The 16,606-nt window shown below is 72.1% G+C and carries 15 protein-coding genes; 9 read left to right on the forward strand and 6 right to left on the reverse strand.

Annotated features, from left to right (window positions below; all coding sequences use genetic code 11):
* Positions 1-135 precede the first annotated feature (135 nt).
* On the reverse strand, positions 136-912 hold the full coding sequence (map, locus tag ACQPXS_RS36760; RefSeq protein WP_433453803.1) for a type I methionyl aminopeptidase: 777 nt from the start codon (positions 910-912) through the stop codon (positions 136-138).
* A gap of 62 nt (positions 913-974) precedes the next feature.
* Between map and ACQPXS_RS36765 the strand changes: the two genes are divergently transcribed.
* The 9 genes from ACQPXS_RS36765 (at position 975) to ACQPXS_RS36805 (ending at position 12,611) form a co-directional block, all read left to right on the forward strand.
* Entirely contained in the window at positions 975-1,226 is a 252-nt protein-coding gene (locus ACQPXS_RS36765; protein ID WP_351803760.1) for a helix-turn-helix domain-containing protein, read from the forward strand.
* 100 nt (positions 1,227-1,326) lie between these two features.
* Positions 1,327-3,543, forward strand: a complete 2,217-nt coding sequence (locus ACQPXS_RS36770; RefSeq protein ID WP_433453804.1) for a hypothetical protein — start codon at positions 1,327-1,329, stop codon at positions 3,541-3,543.
* Positions 3,544-3,749: 206 nt separating this feature from the next.
* Positions 3,750-4,592, forward strand: coding sequence for a nitrilase-related carbon-nitrogen hydrolase (locus tag ACQPXS_RS36775; RefSeq protein WP_351803756.1), 843 nt, complete (start codon positions 3,750-3,752; stop codon positions 4,590-4,592).
* Positions 4,589-5,872, forward strand: coding sequence for an aspartate aminotransferase family protein (locus ACQPXS_RS36780; RefSeq protein WP_365329523.1), 1,284 nt, complete (start codon positions 4,589-4,591; stop codon positions 5,870-5,872). Before ACQPXS_RS36775 ends, ACQPXS_RS36780 begins: the two co-directional genes overlap by 4 nt.
* Positions 5,873-5,889: 17 nt before the next feature.
* Positions 5,890-7,455 carry a PucR family transcriptional regulator gene (locus ACQPXS_RS36785; protein WP_433453805.1) on the forward strand — a complete coding sequence of 522 codons (1,566 nt, stop codon included), beginning with the start codon at positions 5,890-5,892 and terminating at the stop codon, positions 7,453-7,455.
* A gap of 156 nt (positions 7,456-7,611) precedes the next feature.
* Entirely contained in the window at positions 7,612-8,454 is an 843-nt protein-coding gene (locus ACQPXS_RS36790; RefSeq protein WP_356313946.1) for a nitrilase-related carbon-nitrogen hydrolase, read from the forward strand.
* A gap of 76 nt (positions 8,455-8,530) precedes the next feature.
* Positions 8,531-9,934, forward strand: a complete 1,404-nt coding sequence (hydA, locus tag ACQPXS_RS36795) for a dihydropyrimidinase (protein ID WP_433453806.1) — start codon at positions 8,531-8,533, stop codon at positions 9,932-9,934.
* 11 nt (positions 9,935-9,945) lie between these two features.
* On the forward strand, positions 9,946-10,968 hold the full coding sequence (locus tag ACQPXS_RS36800) for a TIGR03842 family LLM class F420-dependent oxidoreductase (RefSeq protein ID WP_365329516.1): 1,023 nt from the start codon (positions 9,946-9,948) through the stop codon (positions 10,966-10,968).
* 116 nt (positions 10,969-11,084) lie between these two features.
* Positions 11,085-12,611 carry an NCS1 family nucleobase:cation symporter-1 gene (locus ACQPXS_RS36805; RefSeq protein WP_433453807.1) on the forward strand — a complete coding sequence of 509 codons (1,527 nt, stop codon included), beginning with the start codon at positions 11,085-11,087 and terminating at the stop codon, positions 12,609-12,611.
* A gap of 17 nt (positions 12,612-12,628) precedes the next feature.
* Here the strand turns inward: ACQPXS_RS36805 and ACQPXS_RS36810 are convergent, their stop codons facing one another.
* From ACQPXS_RS36810 to ACQPXS_RS36830, 5 genes are all read right to left on the reverse strand, one after another.
* Entirely contained in the window at positions 12,629-13,342 is a 714-nt protein-coding gene (locus ACQPXS_RS36810) for a hypothetical protein (protein WP_433453808.1), read from the reverse strand.
* A gap of 454 nt (positions 13,343-13,796) precedes the next feature.
* Positions 13,797-14,333: a hypothetical protein gene (locus ACQPXS_RS36815; RefSeq protein WP_433453809.1), complete on the reverse strand. Its 537-nt coding sequence runs from the start codon at positions 14,331-14,333 to the stop codon at positions 13,797-13,799.
* A complete protein-coding gene (locus ACQPXS_RS36820; RefSeq protein ID WP_433453810.1) occupies positions 14,311-15,609 on the reverse strand; it encodes a WXG100 family type VII secretion target in 1,299 nt (432 codons plus the stop codon). Before ACQPXS_RS36820 ends, ACQPXS_RS36815 begins: the two co-directional genes overlap by 23 nt.
* The gene (locus ACQPXS_RS36825) at positions 15,609-15,914 is read right to left on the reverse strand and encodes a DUF6317 family protein (RefSeq protein WP_433453811.1); all 306 of its coding nucleotides are present in this window, start codon (positions 15,912-15,914) and stop codon (positions 15,609-15,611) included. Before ACQPXS_RS36825 ends, ACQPXS_RS36820 begins: the two co-directional genes overlap by 1 nt.
* Positions 15,911-16,417 carry an SAV_915 family protein gene (locus ACQPXS_RS36830; RefSeq protein WP_433453812.1) on the reverse strand — a complete coding sequence of 169 codons (507 nt, stop codon included), beginning with the start codon at positions 16,415-16,417 and terminating at the stop codon, positions 15,911-15,913. Before ACQPXS_RS36830 ends, ACQPXS_RS36825 begins: the two co-directional genes overlap by 4 nt.
* Positions 16,418-16,606: the final 189 nt, after the last annotated feature.

Raw genomic sequence — 16,606 nt, forward strand, 5'->3', positions numbered from 1 at the left:
GCTCCTTCGCTGACGACAGACGGAGCGGCCGGGTAACCCGGGGCGGGTTGCTCATGCCCACGATGTCACGATCTGTGGGGGTGGGCATGTTCGCCTGCGGGGGAGGGGCTCTCCGGCTCCGCGCCCCTCAGGGTGTCAGGGTGTCTCCCGCGCCGTGAGGATCCTGGGACCGGACTCCGTGACGGCCACCGTGTGCTCGACGTGGGCCGCGCGGGAGCCGTCCGCCGTGCGCAGGGTCCAGCCGTCGTCCGCCGCGTAGTAGGCGTCCTTACCGCTCGCGACGAGCATGGGCTCGATGGCGAGGACCATGCCGAGGCGCAACGGCAGCCCTCGCCCCGGCCGGCCCTCGTTCGGCACGTCGGGGTCCTCGTGCATGCGCCGGCCCACGCCGTGCCCGCCGAACCCGTGCGGGATGCCGTATCCGGCCGTACGGCAGACCCGGCCGACGGCGTGGGCGATGTCGCCGACGCGGTTGCCGGGGACGGCCGCCTCGATGCCCGCCGCCAGGGCCCGCTCGGCCGTCTCGACCAGGCGGAGGTCCGCCGGGCGCGGGCGGCCCACCGTGAAGCTGATCGCCGAGTCGCCGGCCCAGCCGTCCAGGGTGGCGCCGCAGTCGATCGAGACGAGGTCGCCGTCGCGCAGCCGGTAGCGGGTGGGGATGCCGTGCACGATCGCGTCGTTCACGGAGGCGCAGATCACGGCGGGGAAGGGGGTCGGGGCGAAGGACGGGCGGTAGCCGAGGAACGGTGACGAGGCCCCGGCCTCGCGCAGCACCTCCCGCGCCACCTCGTCCAGCTCCAGCAGGCTGACGCCGACGCCCGCGGCCCGCCGTACGGCCGTCAGGGCCCGCCCGACGACCTGGCCCGCCGCGTGCATCGCGTCGATCGATGTGTCTGTCTTCAGCTCCACCATGCCAATTACTATACCGGTATTTAAATGGGGGTCGCCGTGTGGGCCGGTATTAGAATGGGCGCATGGTGCGCACCCCACTCACCCCCGAAGAGCGCGAACGCGGCGAGCGGCTCGGACAGTTGCTGCGCGAGGCGCGTGGCGGCCGGAGCATGACCGAGGTCGCCGCGCAGGCGGGCGTGTCCGCCGAGACGCTCCGCAAGATCGAGACGGGCCGGGCACCGACGCCCGCGTTCTTCACCGTGGCCGCGCTGGCCGGGGCCCTCGGGCTGTCGATGGACGAGCTGGTCGCACGGTGCGCGTTCGTGGCCGCGTGAGGCGCCCGCGCTCTGCCGGAAAACTCTGTGTAGCAGCGCCGTAACACGACTCGTGTTGCCTACCCAGCGAAAGGGCCGGCGGTCGGGCGGGAGCTGAGCGATGGCGGTGGATCGACTCCCCGGTGGAGTGCGGGAGTTCGCGAGCTACCTGGACGGTCTGCTGGCGCGCCTGGATCAGGGCGGAGGGTGGAGCGGGGTCTTCTGGCAGCGCGACCCCGACGGCATGCGGGCCTGCCTGGACGGGCGCGAGGTGCCGCCGTGGGACGTGGTGGAGGCCCTGCTGGAGGACCTCTCCACGGCGTACGGCCCCGCCGCCGCTGCCGCCGAGCGGGAACGGGCCCGCGCCCTGTACCGGGCCGCACTCACGGCGTACGACGCCCGCCCCGGCGCGCGGGAGACCCTGCTCGACCGCCTCGACGTGATGCTCCGCGAACAGCGCTACGCCGCCGAACGCCACGCCGAACTCACCCGCCTCCTCTCCACGGCCGCGGACCCCGATGCCCTTCGCCTCGACCTCGCCTGGGCCCAGGACGACCACGACCGCGCCACCGCGAGGTACACCGAACTCCGCGCCCGCCTGGCCGAGTTGGACCGCCGGGAAGCGGCGGAGACGGGCGCGGTGCGGCGCGCGGGCGTGTCCCGGCCGGGGTGGGTCGAGGACGGGAGCCGGGGAGCGGCGGGGCGGGTGGCGCTCGGCGGGGTGCCGGCGGCCGCCTCGGGTGCCGGCCGTGAGGGGCGATCGGCGGAAGGGGAGTGGCGGGGAGAGCGGCGTGGTGGTGAGGCCCGGCCGCCGTGGTTCGGCGAAGGCGGGGGCCTGGAGGCGGCGGGGCGGCAACAGGCCACAGCGGTGCCGCCGCGCTCCACGGATGCCGACCGCGCCGCCCACACCTCGGCGCCCGCTCCGGCCCCGCCCGGCATCAGGACCGCGCACAGCCCGCAGGCCCGCAGGCCCGAGGGCTCCGGCGCCCGCACCCTTCACGTCCCCCCGCCCGACACCACCGCGCCGACCCCGCCCGCTCGGGGCGTCGCCGCTCCGCCCCCGCTCGGCGGCACACCGGCCCACGCCCGCCACCCCGGTCCTCTCCACGTCCCGGCCCCCGACGCCGCCGTGCCGACTACGGAGGCCACCGCGCCCGGCGCCCTGCCAACCCGGCAGGCCACCTCGCCCGCTCGGGGCGTCGCCGCTTCGGCCCGGCTCGGCGGCACACCGGCCCACGCCCGCCACCCCGGTCCTCTCCACGTCCCGACCCCCGACACCGCCGTGCCCACTACGGAGGCCACCCCGCCCGGCGCCATGCCGACCCGGCAGGCCACTCCACCCGCTCCCGGCGTCGCCGCGCGGGCCTGGGAAGCCACTCCTCCCGCTCGCGACGTCACCACGCCACCCTGGCAAGCCACCGCTCCCGATGCCGCTGTACCGACCCGGGAAGGCACCCCGCCCCCTGTCGGCCTCGCCGCGCCGATCCGGCAAGCCGACCCCCCTGCTCCGCACACCACCCCACAGACCCCGCAAGCCACCCCACCCTCGCCCCGCACCCAACTCCCCAGCGGAACACCCGCCCCCGAGCCTCCGGCCGCCCCCGCCAAGCCCCGCAAACGTCGCCGTGGCAGTGCGCGGTTCGCCGGGATGGCGGGGGACGGGGACGCGGCCGAGCAGGTCGTGTTGCCGCCGGCGGCGCCGCCGGGCGTGCCGGAGGTGAGCGGGCGTCGCACGCCGAGGGGGGCGAGGTTCGCCGGGGGTGCGCAGGCGGACGAGCCCGCGGCGGCCCCCGTCGAGGTGGTGGACGCCGAGGCGAGGGCAGCGGTGGCCGGGGTCGTGGAACGGCTCGCGCGGCTCAGGGCCGAGGGGCGCAGCGGGGAGGCGCATGTGCTGCTCGTCGAGGTCGTGCAGTGGCCCGCCGAGCGGTTCCCGGCGCTCGCGGACGCCCTGCAGCGCGCGGGGCTCGGCGCCGACTGGGCGACGCTGCTGTGGGAGGGCGCCTCGCTGCCCGCGGAGCGGCTGGTCGCCGCCGCCGACGCACTCGCCGCCGCCGGACGGGAGGCCGACGGGCGGGAGTTGCTGCGGCAGGGCGTGGGCCGCCCGGCGGAGCAGATCGGCGCGGCCGTGCTGCGGCTGGAGGGGGAGGGGCGCCGACGGGAGGCGGAGGCGCTGCTCGACGCCTGGGTGCGGGTCCGTACGGCGGAAGAGGCCGCCCGGAGTGTCGTACCCGACCCGCCCCGGCTCGTGCCGCTCCTGCTCCGTGCCGCGCGGGCCGTCTCCGACGAGCGGCACTGGGATCTCGTGCACGCCCTGCGGGTGGCCGGACACGCGACGTGACCGGCAATCCATCACCTCGTCCCGGTATGCTCCGTTTCACCCCTTCGAGCGATGCCCTCGCTCACCCACAGGAGTGTGAAACGTGATCGACTCCGCGGGTTGACGACGATGGTCTTGGCAAGGGCCTCCCGGAGGCTTACTTTCGTCCCTCTACGGCCTGCTCTACGGGCGTAGAGGCTCTGACGGTCCCGTCGAAGGAGCAGCTCATGGCCAACGTCGTACGAGCCGCCCTGGTCCAGGCCACCTGGACCGGCGACACCGAGTCCATGGTGGCGAAACACGAGGAGCACGCCCGTGAGGCGGCCCGGCAGGGCGCCAGGGTCATCGGGTTCCAGGAAGTCTTCAACTCGCCCTACTTCTGCCAGGTCCAGGAGCCGGAGCACTATCGCTGGGCCGAGCCGGTGCCCGACGGGCCGACGGTGCGGCGGATGCGGAACCTCGCGCGTGAGACCGGGATGGTGATCGTCGTCCCCGTCTTCGAGGTCGAGCAGTCCGGCTTCTACTACAACACCGCCGCCGTGATCGACGCCGACGGGACCTACCTCGGCAAGTACCGCAAGCACCACATCCCCCAGGTCAAGGGCTTCTGGGAGAAGTACTACTTCAAGCCCGGCAATCTGGGGTGGCCCGTCTTCGAGACCGCCGTCGGCAAGGTCGGCGTCTACATCTGCTACGACCGCCACTTCCCGGAGGGCTGGCGGCAACTCGGCCTCAACGGGGCGCAGTTGGTCTACAACCCGTCGGCCACCCACCGCGGCCTGTCCGGCTATCTGTGGCAGCTGGAGCAGCCCGCCGCCGCCGTCGCCAACGAGTACTTCATCGCCGCCATCAACCGCGTCGGCCAGGAGGAGTACGGCGACAACGACTTCTACGGGACCAGTTACTTCGTCGACCCCCGCGGGCAGTTCGTCGGCGAGGTCGCGAGCGACAAGTCCGAGGAGCTCCTCGTCCGTGACCTCGACTTCGACCTGATCGAGGAAGTGCGGCAGCAGTGGGCCTTCTACCGCGACCGCCGCCCCGACGCCTACGAAGGGCTGGTGCAGCCGTGAACGATCTCTACTCCCGCCACCGCCAGGTCATGCCCGACTGGCTCGCCCTCTACTACGACGAGCCGATCGAGATCACCCACGGCGAGGGCCGCCACGTCTGGGACTCCGCCGGCAACAAGTACCTGGACTTCTTCGGCGGCATCCTCACCACCATGACCGCGCACGCGCTGCCGGAGGTGACCAAGGCGGTCGGCGAGCAGGCCGGGCGGATCATCCACTCCTCGACCCTCTACCTCAACCGTCCGATGGTCGAACTCGCCGAGCGCATCGCCCAGGTGAGCGGCATCCCGGACGCCCGCGTCTTCTTCACCACCTCCGGCACCGAGGCCAACGACACCGCCCTGCTGCTCGCCACCGCCTACCGGCGCAGCAACACGATCCTGGCCATGCGCAACAGCTACCACGGCCGCTCCTTCAGCACGGTCGGCATCACCGGCAACCGCGGCTGGTCGCCGACCTCGCTGTCCCCCCTGCAGACCCTCTACGTCCACGGCGGCGTGCGCACCCGGGGCCCGTTCGCCGGGCTGGACGACCGCGCCTTCATCGACGCCTGTGTCGCCGACCTGAAGGACATCCTCGGGCACACCCGCCCGCCCGCCGCGCTGATCGCCGAGCCGATCCAGGGCGTCGGCGGCTTCACCTCCCCGCCCGACGGGCTCTACGCCGCGTTCCGCGAGGTCCTGAAGGAGCACGGCATCCTGTGGATCGCCGACGAGGTGCAGACCGGCTGGGGCCGCACCGGCGACCACTTCTGGGGCTGGCAGGCACATGCGCGCAGCGGCCCGCCGGACATCGTCACCTTCGCCAAGGGCATCGGCAACGGCTCCTCGATCGGCGGGGTGATCGCCCGCGCCGAGATCATGAACTGCCTGGACGCCAACAGCATCTCGACGTTCGGCGGCACCCAGCTCACCATGGCCGCCGGTCTCGCCAACCTCACCTACCTGATCGAACACGACCTCCAGGGCAACGCCCGCCGGGTCGGCGGCCTGCTCATCGAGCGGCTGCGGGCCGTCGCCGCCCAGCTGCCGGGAGTCCGGGAAGTACGGGGACGAGGGCTGATGATCGGCGTCGAGCTGGTCAGGCCCGGCACCGACGAGGCCGATCCGCAGGCGGCCGCCGCCGTGCTGGAGGCGGCACGCGAGGGCGGCCTGCTCATCGGCAAGGGCGGCGGCCACAACACCAGCGCCCTGCGCATCGCCCCACCGCTGTCGCTCACCGTCGCGGAGGCCGAGGAGGGCGCGGCGATCCTGGAACGGGCGCTCAGGAGCACGCACTAGAGAACGGGTGTACGGCCATGACCACCACCTTGGAGTCCCGGTACGGCTGGGAGCCCGCCCTCTCCGTCCGCCAGGTGCTCACCCTGGAACGGGTCCTCGCCGGAGAACCCGAGGTGGTGGCGGGCGCCGGACAGCTCGACCGGCCGGTGCGCTGGGTGCACGTCGCCGAGGCCGCCGACGTCGGGGTGATGCTCAGCGGCGGCGAGATGGTGCTCACCACCGGGGTGCTGCTGGCCGGTGACGAGGCCAAGCAGGCCGAGTACATCCAGTCCCTGCACCGGGCGGAGGCCTCCGCCGTCGTGCTCGGCCTCGGGCGCGCCTTCCCCGCGCCGCCCGAGGTGATGCGCCGGGCCGCCGAGCGGTGCGGACTGCCGATGGTCGTCCTGCACCGGCCCTTCCCGTTCGCCGAGCTCACCGAAGAGGTGCAGTCCAGGCTGGTCCGGCGGAAGTTCGCCGCCATCAGCCTCTCGGAGACCGTACGGACCGAACTCACCGCCCTGATCACGGCCGGTGCGCCGCTGCAACGCCTGCTCGACGAGGTCGCCCGGCACAGCGGCTGCCCGGTCGTGGTCACCAACCTCGCCCACCGCGTCCTCGCCACGGCGGGCGAGCGGTCCGCGGTGGACGACGTGCTGCGCGACTGGGAGCGGATCGCCCGGCAGGCCGGCGCCGGCGCCGAAGGCGGCTGGATCAGCGCCGCACTCGGCGGCCGCGGCGAGCGCTGGGGCCGGCTGCTGCTGTGCGGCTACCGGGGGGACGCGGCCACCGGGCGGCTGCTCGCCGACCGGGCCGCCGAGGCACTGGTCCTGCACCGCATGCTCGGCGGCGGCTCCGCGCACTCCTGGGAGGAGGAGTCCGCGCAGAGCCTCGTCACCGACCTGCTCTCCGGTGTCGTACCCGCGTGCCGGCTGCTGCCCAGGGCACGCGCGGCCGGGCTGCCGGTCAACCGGCGCACCTTCGTCCCGCTCGTCGTGCTCGGCCGCGCCCCGGACGAACTCGACCGCGTGCTGCGGCTGCTGGGCATGTCCGGGCTGGTCGCCGAACTCGCCGACGGCCGGGCCGCCGTTCTGCTCAGCCTCGCCCGCGACCAGGACGCCGAGGCCCTCACCGCCCACTTCGCGGCCCGGCTGCGCGCCGGGCCAGGGGCCGTGGTCGCCGCCAGCGACCCCCGTACCGCCTGGGACGACGTGCCCGGCGGGCTGCGCGAGGCCCGGCATGTCGCCGACGCCGTCGCCGACTCCTCCGCCGCCCTCGACCTGCCGGCCGTGGTCCGGCTGAAGGACGTGCACCTGCGCGGGCTGATCCGGCTGCTGCGCGACGACCCGCAGGTGCAGTCCTTCGCCGAGCGGGAGCTGGACGGGCTGCTGTGCGCGGCCGAACCGGAGCTGCTGAACGTCCTGCGGACGTATCTCGCCACCGGCCGCAACAAGTCCCGCACCGCCCAGCTCCACCACGTCTCCCGGCCCGCCCTCTACCGCCGCCTGGAGGTCATACAGGCCCGCCTCGGCGTCGACCTGGACGACTTCGAACAGGCGGCCTCCGTGCACATCGCGCTCCTCGCGCACGACGCGCAACAGGGGTGAAACATGCGACGACCTGGGAAAACGGCGGTGAAACATGGGCCTCTGCACACGTGACACGGTGGCACGCGCACGGCCCGCAGACGTGACACGCTGCCAATCGAACCGTCCTCGCGGGCTTTCTACGCTCACGGCACACCGAGCTACCGGAGGTCCCCGATGAGCCGAGTGATCCGCGCCGCCCTGTTCCAGACCGCATGGACCGGCGACAAGGAATCCATGATCCAGGTCCACGAGCAGGCGGCCCGCGACGCGGCCGCGCAGGGCGCCCAAGTCCTCTGCTTCCAGGAGCTGTTCTACGGCCCCTACTTCTGCCAGGTCCAGGACAAGGCCTTCTACGAGTACGCCGAACGGATCCCCGAGGGCCCGACCGTACGCCGCTTCCAGTCCCTCGCCCGCGAACTGGGCATCGTCCTCGTGCTGCCGATGTACGAGGAGGAGCAGCCGGGCGTCCTGTACAACACCGCCGCCGTGATCGACGCGGACGGCTCCTACCTCGGCAAGTACCGCAAGACCCACATCCCCCAAGTGCAGGGCTTCTGGGAGAAGTTCTACTTCCGCCCGGGCAACAGCGGCTGGCCCGTCTTCGACACGGCCGCGGGGAGGATCGGCGTCTACATCTGCTACGACCGCCACTTCCCGGAGGGCTGGCGGGCGCTGGGCCTCGCGGGAGCCGAGATCGTCTTCAACCCCTCGGCCACCTCCCGCGGCCTGTCCCGCTACCTCTGGCAGCTGGAGCAGCCGGCGGCGGCCGTCGCCAACGAGTACTTCGTCGGCGCCATCAACCGGGTCGGCGTGGAGGACCTTGGCGACAACGACTTCTATGGCACGACCTACTTCGTGGACCCCGAGGCCCAGTTCGTCGGCGAGGTCGCGAGCGACAAGGAGACCGAACTCGTCGTCCGCGACCTGGACCTGGCCAAACTCCGCGAGGTCCGCGACCGCTGGCAGTTCTACCGGGACCGGGCGCCGGGCGCGTACGAACCGCTGACGGCGCCGTAACAGCGCCCCACAGGGGCGCGGGGAACTGCGCGACCAGCCACAACGCACCTGCACGCGACCACGAAGGAGAGGGCCCATGACCCGTCGAACACTGATCCGCGGTGGTCTCGTCGTCACCGCGTCGGACGAGATCCACGCCGACGTCCTGATCGAGGACGGCCGCATCGCCGCCCTCGCCGCCTCCGGCACGCCCGCCGCCGAGGCGTTCACCGCCGAGCGCGTGATCGACGCCACCGGGAAGTACGTCATCCCCGGTGGCGTGGACGCGCACACGCACATGGAGCTGCCGTTCGGCGGCACCTTCGCCTCCGACACCTTCGAGACCGGCACCCGGGCCGCCGCCTGGGGCGGTACGACCACGATCGTCGACTTCGCGGTGCAGAGCGTCGGCCACACCCTGCGCGAGGGCCTGGACACCTGGCACGCCAAGGCCGAGGGCAACTGCGCGATCGACTACGCCTTCCACATGATCGTCTCCGATGTGAACCAGGAGACGCTCAAGGAGATGGACCTCCTGATCGAGGAGGGCGTGACGTCGTTCAAGCAGTTCATGGCGTACCCGGGCGTCTTCTACTCGGACGACGGGCAGATCCTGCGCGCCATGCAGCGCTCCGCCGAGAACGGCGGCCTGATCATGATGCACGCCGAGAACGGCATCGCCATCGACGTCCTGGTCGAGCAGGCGCTCGCCCGGGGCGAGACCGATCCGCGCTACCACGGCGAGGTCCGCAAGGCCCTGCTGGAGGCCGAGGCCACGCACCGCGCCATCCGGCTCGCCCAGGTCGCGGGCGCCCCGCTGTACGTCGTCCACGTCTCGGCGATGGAGGCGGTGGCCGAGCTGGCACGGGCCCGCGACGAGGGGCTGAACGTGTTCGGCGAGACCTGCCCGCAGTATCTGTTCCTGTCCACCGATAACCTCGCCGAGCCCGACTTCGAGGGCGCCAAGTACGTGTGCAGCACACCGCTGCGGCCGAAGGAGCACCAGGCCAGGCTGTGGCAGGGCCTGAGGACCAACGACCTTCAGGTGGTCTCCACCGACCACTGCCCGTTCTGCTTCACCGGCCAGAAGGAACTGGGCCGCGGCGACTTCTCCAAGATCCCCAACGGTCTGCCGGGCGTGGAGAACCGCATGGACCTGCTCCACCAGGCCGTCGTCGACGGGCACATCTCCCGCCGCCGCTGGATCGAGATCGCCTGCGCCACCCCGGCCCGCATGTTCGGGCTGTACCCGAAGAAGGGCACCATCGCCCCCGGCGCCGACGCCGACATCGTGATCTACGACCCGCACGCCGAGCAGGTCATGTCGGCCGAGACCCATCACATGAACGTCGACTACTCGGCCTACGAGGGCAAGCGCACCACCGGCCGGGTCGAGACCGTGCTCTCGCGCGGCGAACCCGTCATCACCGAGCGCGAGTACACCGGGCGCGCCGGTCACGGCGCCTTCACCCCGCGCTCCACCTGTCAGTACCTCAACTAGGAGTGGCGCCCATGGACTTCGGACTCGTCCTGCAGACCGACCCGCCGGCCTCCCGCGTCATCAGCCTGATGAAACGGGCCGAGCGCAACGGGTTCACGTACGGCTGGACGTTCGACTCCGCCGTGCTCTGGCAGGAGCCGTTCGTGATCTACAGCCAGATCCTGGCCAACACCTCGAAGCTGAAGGTCGGCCCGATGGTCACCAACCCGGGCACCCGCACCTGGGAGGTCACCGCCTCCACCTTCGCCACCCTCAACGACATGTTCGGCAACCGCACCGTCTGCGGCATCGGCCGCGGCGACTCCGCGATGCGGGTCGCGGGCCGCAAACCCAACACCCTCGCCCGCATCAGCGAGGCGATGAAGGTCATCCGGGCCCTCGCCGGGGGCGAGTCCGCCGACCTCGGCGGCGGCACGGTCGTGAAGTTCCCGTGGATCAAGCCGGGTGCCCGGCTCCCCGTCTGGATGGCCGCGTACGGCCCGAAGGCGCTGAAGATGACCGGCGAGGAGGCCGACGGGTTCATCCTCCAGCTGTCCGACCTGTATCTGACCGAGTACATGGTGAAGGCCGTCAAGGACGCGGCGGCGGCCGCCGGACGCGACCCCGGCGAGGTCACCATCTGCGTGGCGGCCCCCGCGTACGTCACCGCCGACGACTCGCCCGAGGCCCTCGCCCACGCCCGTGAGCAGTGCCGCTGGTTCGGCGGCATGGTCGGCAACCACGTCGCCGACCTGGTCGCCAAGTACGGCGAGCACTCCGCCCAGGTCCCCGACGCGCTCACCGACTACATCAAGGCACGGCAGGGCTACGACTACTCCCACCACGGGCGCAGCGGCAACCCGGACACCCAGTTCGTGCCCGACGAGATCGTCGACCGGTTCTGCGTCATCGGGCCGGCCGAGAAGCACATCGAGAAACTGACCGCGCTCCGCGCGCTGGGCGTCGACCAGTTCGCGGTGTACGACATGCACGACGCGCAGGAGGCCACCATCGACGCCTACGGCACGAAGGTGATCCCGGCCGTCAACGCCTGAGCCCCCGCCGCCACTTCGAGTCCCCCACCTCCTGGTCACCCCTCCCCGCGGCCGAAGGGGAGGGGCTGGTGCCCGCACGGCCTCTCCCGTCCCGACCTCGTTCGATTGGCCTGCCCATGACCGACACCGCTCCCACCGCCATACCGTCGTCCGCCCAAGTCACCCTGCCCGACGGCCGGGTGACGCTAGCCCCCGGTTCGCCGCAGCCCAGCGGCCCCTACGCCAACGCGGATCTGCTGCCGGTCCCGGTCGAGAAGCGCACCTGGACCACGTACAACTTCTCCGCGCTCTGGGTCGGCATGGCCCACAACACGGCCTCCTGGACGCTGGCCTCCGGTCTGATCGCCGTCGGCATGGACTGGAAGCAGGCGGTGTGCACCATCGCCCTCGCCAACCTGATCGTGCTCGTGCCGATGCTGCTGACCGGGCACGCCGGCCCCAAGTACGGCATCCCCTTCCCGGTCTTCGCCCGCGCCTCCTTCGGCGTGCGCGGCGCCAACCTCCCTGCCGTCGTGCGGGCGTTGGTGGCCTGTGGCTGGTTCGGCATCCAGACCTGGATCGGCGGCGAGGCGATCTACTTCCTCGCCGGGAAGCTGATCGGCGACAGCTGGTCGAAGGCGGCCCACGTCGGCGGCTACGCCTGGACCATGTGGCTGTCGTTCGCGATCTTCTGGGTGATCCAGGTCGCGATCATCTACCGGGGCATGGACACCATCCGCCGCTTCGAGAACTGGGCCGCGCCCTTCGTGCTCGTCGGCGCGTTCGTGATGCTGTGGTGGATGAGCAGCAAGGCCGGCGGCGTCGGCCCGCTGTTCGACCAGCCCTCCAAGCTGGGCTGGGGCGGGGGCTTCTGGAAGATCTTCTGGCCCTCGCTGATGGGCATGATCGGCTTCTGGTCCACGTTGAGTCTGAACATTCCCGACTTCACCCGCTATGGGCGCAGTCAGAAGGCCCAGACGTGGGGCCAGGCCCTCGGCCTGCCGACGACCATGACCCTCTTCGCGTTCCTGTCCGTCCTGGTCACCTCCGGCTCGCAGGCCGTGTACGGCCAGCCGGTCTGGGACCCGGTCCAGCTGGCGGCGAAGACGGACAACGTGGTCGGACTGCTCTACGCGCTGGTCACGGTCCTGGTCGCCACCCTCTCGGTGAACATCGCGGCCAACCTGGTCTCCCCGGCGTTCGACTTCTCCAACGTGGCGCCGCGGAAGGTCAGTTTCCGCACCGGAGCCCTGATCACCGCGGTCCTCGCCGTTCTGATCTTCCCGTGGAAGCTGTACTCCGACCCGCAGGGCTACATCTTCACCTGGCTCGGTCTGGTCGGCGGTCTGCTCGGCACCGTCGCCGGCATCCTCGTCGCCGACTACTGGCTGCTGCGCCGCACCCGCCTGGACCTCGCCGATCTGTACCGCACCGGCGGCCGTTACTGGTACGCGGGCGGCTGGAACTGGCGGGCCGTGGTCGCCTTCCTCGCGGGTGGTGTCCTGGCGATCGGCGGGGCCAGCTTCAAGCCCCTGATCGACGGCCGCCCCATCCCCGCCCTGTCCTCCCTCGCCGACTACGGCTGGGCGGTGGGCCTCGGCACGTCCCTGGTGCTCTACCTGGCCCTCACGCTGCTGACGGGCCGCCGGGAGGCGACGGCATAAGGAGGCGCCGGGGGCGGTCAGCCGGACTGCGAGTCCGACCCACCGCCCCCGAGCGCGCCCACCGCGGCCCGCGCCGCCTTGATGGCCCCCTTGTTGATCTCGTCCGTACCGGGCGCCTTCTTCGTCTCGAAGTCGCTGCCGTTGTAGGTGACGATCACGAGGGCGTTGGACACCCGGACCATCACCACGCCCTCGCGCGTCTGCTGCTTGTCCTCCGTGGAGAGGCCGACGACGGAGTAGGCGCTGTTCCCGAGCCCCGGCACGGCCCCGCCGCCGCTCTTCTCCTTGACCCGCTGCTCGTACTCCTGCGTCGCCGCCTGGTCCGACTCGCTGATCTCGAAGGTGACGTCGAGCCAGCGGTAGTCGTAGCCCTGCAGCGCGTTCCAGGAGCAGGTGCGGCGCAGCTTGGTGTCGGTCGAGGGGATCTCCTTGCCGGTCGTCTTCGCCCCCGGCACCAGGGACTTGACGGTCGCCGCGGGCACGCTGGTGCAGGGCGAGGGCGCGGTGCTGTACGCCTTCGCCGCCGCGGTGGACGACGGGCCGGAGGAGGAAGAGGACGAGGAGGAGGAAGAGGAAGAGGAGGACTGGGTGGACGTCTGCTGGTTCGCCTGGTGCCCGGCGGCCGCCTGCGGCGCGGCCGGGCCGGACGTCAGCGCCCAGCCGGCACAGGCGAGGACCGCGACCGGCGTCAGTCGCGCGGTGAGGGCGAGCGGCAGAGGAAGGGAACGCACGGCTCACTTCTCGTGTGGGGGAGGAGGTACGAAGGGTCCGCATGGTGGACTGGGACGCCAGTGTCACACGAGTCCCTGTGGTGCGGAAGCGGAAACTCGCAGCGTGCCCGCGCGGTCACGGCGGTGCGCTCATGACGTACTGCTCTGTCTGTTTTGTGCCCTCCAGCCGGGCCGGGACGAGCGCCGCCGCTCCACCGTTCCGGCCGTCGTCGGCCGTGCCCTCCGGCTGATCGCCGCCGGGTGCCGGCGGGGCGAGGCGAGTCCGGCGGTGATCCCGGCGCCGCACCGGCCTCCCACGCCACGGCCACGACGGACGCCGCGATGCGGACGCGGAAGGCCGGCACCGCCAGCCACGCGGCGGCACCGAGCGCGCGGCGCGGCCGGTGGCGCGGACCCCGCCGGTACCAGGTGATGCCCGGGCCCGGCAGGGACGGGACGCCGAGGGGTGTTCCGCTCATGTTCCGGTGGGGTGTGCCTCCAGCCAGCGGCGGGCGCCGACTTCGCTGGGGTATTCGCGGACCGTGAGCATGCCGGCGCTCCAGCCGACGGCGAACCCGGCCAGCGCCGGCAGGACGGGCGCCGCGAGCACCAGCAGACCGCGTCCGCCGTAGGCCAGCGCCCCGGAGCGGCGGACCTCCGCCCGCTTGCGGCCGCGGAACTCGTCCGGCTCGGGCGGATCGAGGAGCTGCCTGCGGTGCTGCCGCCGCTGCACCACCCAGCCCCAGGGCAGGGCCGCGACGGCCCCGGCCACCTGCGCCCAGTCCCATACGGGGCGCACGCGCGACGGCAGCACCGTGCGGAACCCCTCGTAGAGCTCGACGGCGGCGAAGCAGAGGAAGGCCAGGAAGGCCACCATCAGGACGGCCAGGCGGACCCGGCGCAGCCAGTAGCCCGTGCCACGCTCGTACCAGCTGGTGCCCAGCCCGTTGAGGGACGGGATCCGGGCGGGCACGCGGGCTTCCGGCGTCTCAGAAGATGCTCGTGATGCCATGCCACACGTCCTTTCCGAGTCGTTTGAAGTCGTCCCCGGTCTTGGACAGTACGTGTCCCGTGCCGGTCAGCACGCCGCCGACCACTCCGTGATCATGGATGTCCTCGCTCCAGTGCTCGTGGAGGGAGTGGTCGATGATGCCGGTCGCGCCGATCACGACGGCACCGCCGACCCCCGCCGCCACCGCGACGGGCACATCGAACGGCGCGGCGGCCACGAGGCCCGCCGTGATGGCCGTGCCCGCCGCCAGGCCGGCGATGTTGGCGCCGCCGTCGGTCGCGATCGAACGCTGCCACGACCAGCCCGCGTCATGGTCGCTGGAGGCCTCCAGCAGCCCGCAGGCACCCGCCGCGGCGACGTCCAGCACCGGGATCTCCTTCAGGAAGTCCGGGACCTTCTCCAGGCTCTCGCCCGCGCGCAGCAGGTCGGCGGCATCGGCCAGCTTGACGTTGAGCGCATGGTCGTAGGGGAGTGCGGTGCTGCCGTTCTCGGCGCGGGCGATCGCGGTCTCCAGGTCGTCCACCTTGGTGAGCGCGTCGCGGTAGGCGCCCTTGGCGGGCAGGTCCTTGGGCAGGGCCTTGCCCGCCTTCTGGTAGGCCTTGCGCTCCGCCCGGAGCTCCTTCTTGGCGGCCTGGGCCTCGTTCTTGGCGTCGTCGAGCTTCGCGCGGGCCTTCGCGCCGCCGGCCCGGGCGTCCTCGGCGTCGTACGCGTACAGGCCGCGGAGGTAGTCGGCGATGGTGACCTTGTCCCCGGTGGAGGCCGCACCGTCCTTCGACGTCACCTGGTCGTACAGACCCTGCAGTTGCTGCGCCGCGGTCAGCCGCGCGTGCTGGGCGGTGTGCAGGATCTCATCGCGCACCTTGGCGTACTCGTTCATCGCCGAGATGGTCTTCTGGTCCTCCGCGCTCGGCGGGTCCGCCGTCATGATCGGCTGCGGCGCGCCCTTGGCGTCCGTCGCCACGCCCTTGCCGGCGGCGACGTGCTCCGCGTTCTGCAGGGACGTCTCGCAGGTCGACAGCGCGTCGGCGAGGGTTCCCAGGATCTCGCCCGCGCGGTGCACCAGTTCGGCGAAACCGCCGGCCGTGATCTGGTCCTCGCTCCACTTGCCGCGGAACGTCTCGGCCGCGTCGCCCTTCCAGTCCGCGTCACCCGCCAGCTTCTCGACGGCACTGCTGAGCGGCTTCACCACGCCGTCGAGTTTGTCCTTGGCGTTCTTGTACGTGGTGGCCATCGTGTGCAGGCCGCCGATGTCGCCGCCCACCCAGCTGTCGCCCATCAGTGCCAGTCCTCCGGGGTGAGGTCCTCGAACACGCCGTGGACGTCCACGTCGTGCCGGTGGAAGGAGTCGCGCGCGTACGCCGCCTTGTCCCCGTGCTCGTCCAGCCGGTCGGCGAGCAGGATGTGCAGGCTCTCGATGAGGTCGGCGACCTCCTTGATCGCACTGTCCAGGGCCGGGTCGCCGCCGCTGACCACGGGCGGGGTCACGTCCGGTTTCAGCTTCCGGTAGTCGTCGGCCTGGTCGTGGAAGGTCTTCGCCAGCGTGGCGAGGTCGTCGTAGATGACCTTGAAGTCGGCCGTCACCGGCGCACCTCCCGCGCGTACGCGGCCAGGTCCTCCGGCCGCCAGTTGGGTTCCGCGGGCCTGACCCGCGGATCCAGCAGGACGGTGACGCCCTGCTCGTCCATCGCCTCGGCCAGCGGGCCGATCGAGGCGGCGACCCACGGCTGGGCCTCGCCGAGGACCTCCACCAGCTTGTCCAGTGCGGTGAAGGCGAAGGCCACGGTGCCGCCCGAGGGGTGGGCGAACAGCTCGCAGACGATGAACGGCACCCGTGCCGGGCGTCCGTTCGTCCCCGTCGCCGCGACGGACCTGGGATGTGCCGGGACGAACACCGGCGTGTGGTAGGGCGGCACGCCGGGTTTGGGACGAGGCCGCTCGTCCGTGGCCGTGCTCGGCGCGGGTGCCGCCTCGACGAGGTCCATCAGGTGCGAACGAGGTGCGCCCGGTCCCTGCCCGGGAGCGGCTTCTCCCGGCGGATCCGGCTCCAGGAAATCGAGCAGGCGTGAACGTATCGGCGCCCCCATCGCCGTCACCTCTTCCCCGTGGTTGCGTGGCCGATCGGGCCCGACCACGGTAGCCAGCGGTCAACGGCGCAAATCCGGCTATGTCGGGGTGGGGCGGCGGGTGTACACGGAACTCATACGACTGCTTGGCCGGCGATAGAGCAGTCCTTGACCCATTGCTGAACCAGGGTTTCCGGCCGGCGCGGACCG

This window comes from Streptomyces sp. CA-142005 (assembly GCF_050942335.1).
Lineage (GTDB): Bacteria > Actinomycetota > Actinomycetes > Streptomycetales > Streptomycetaceae > Streptomyces.

Bases quoted from the DNA above. Each gene is read 5' to 3' on its own strand.
- map (WP_433453803.1), bottom strand. From the start codon at position 912: ATGGTGGAGCTGAAGACAGACACATCGATCGACGCGATGCACGCGGCG.
- ACQPXS_RS36765 (WP_351803760.1), top strand. From the start codon at position 975: ATGGTGCGCACCCCACTCACCCCCGAAGAGCGCGAACGCGGCGAGCGG.
- ACQPXS_RS36770 (WP_433453804.1), top strand. From the start codon at position 1,327: ATGGCGGTGGATCGACTCCCCGGTGGAGTGCGGGAGTTCGCGAGCTAC.
- ACQPXS_RS36775 (WP_351803756.1), top strand. From the start codon at position 3,750: ATGGCCAACGTCGTACGAGCCGCCCTGGTCCAGGCCACCTGGACCGGC.
- ACQPXS_RS36785 (WP_433453805.1), top strand. From the start codon at position 5,890: ATGACCACCACCTTGGAGTCCCGGTACGGCTGGGAGCCCGCCCTCTCC.
- ACQPXS_RS36790 (WP_356313946.1), top strand. From the start codon at position 7,612: ATGAGCCGAGTGATCCGCGCCGCCCTGTTCCAGACCGCATGGACCGGC.
- hydA (WP_433453806.1), top strand. From the start codon at position 8,531: ATGACCCGTCGAACACTGATCCGCGGTGGTCTCGTCGTCACCGCGTCG.
- ACQPXS_RS36800 (WP_365329516.1), top strand. From the start codon at position 9,946: ATGGACTTCGGACTCGTCCTGCAGACCGACCCGCCGGCCTCCCGCGTC.
- ACQPXS_RS36805 (WP_433453807.1), top strand. From the start codon at position 11,085: ATGACCGACACCGCTCCCACCGCCATACCGTCGTCCGCCCAAGTCACC.
- ACQPXS_RS36815 (WP_433453809.1), bottom strand. From the start codon at position 14,333: ATGGCATCACGAGCATCTTCTGAGACGCCGGAAGCCCGCGTGCCCGCC.
- ACQPXS_RS36820 (WP_433453810.1), bottom strand. From the start codon at position 15,609: ATGGGCGACAGCTGGGTGGGCGGCGACATCGGCGGCCTGCACACGATG.
- ACQPXS_RS36830 (WP_433453812.1), bottom strand. From the start codon at position 16,417: ATGGGGGCGCCGATACGTTCACGCCTGCTCGATTTCCTGGAGCCGGAT.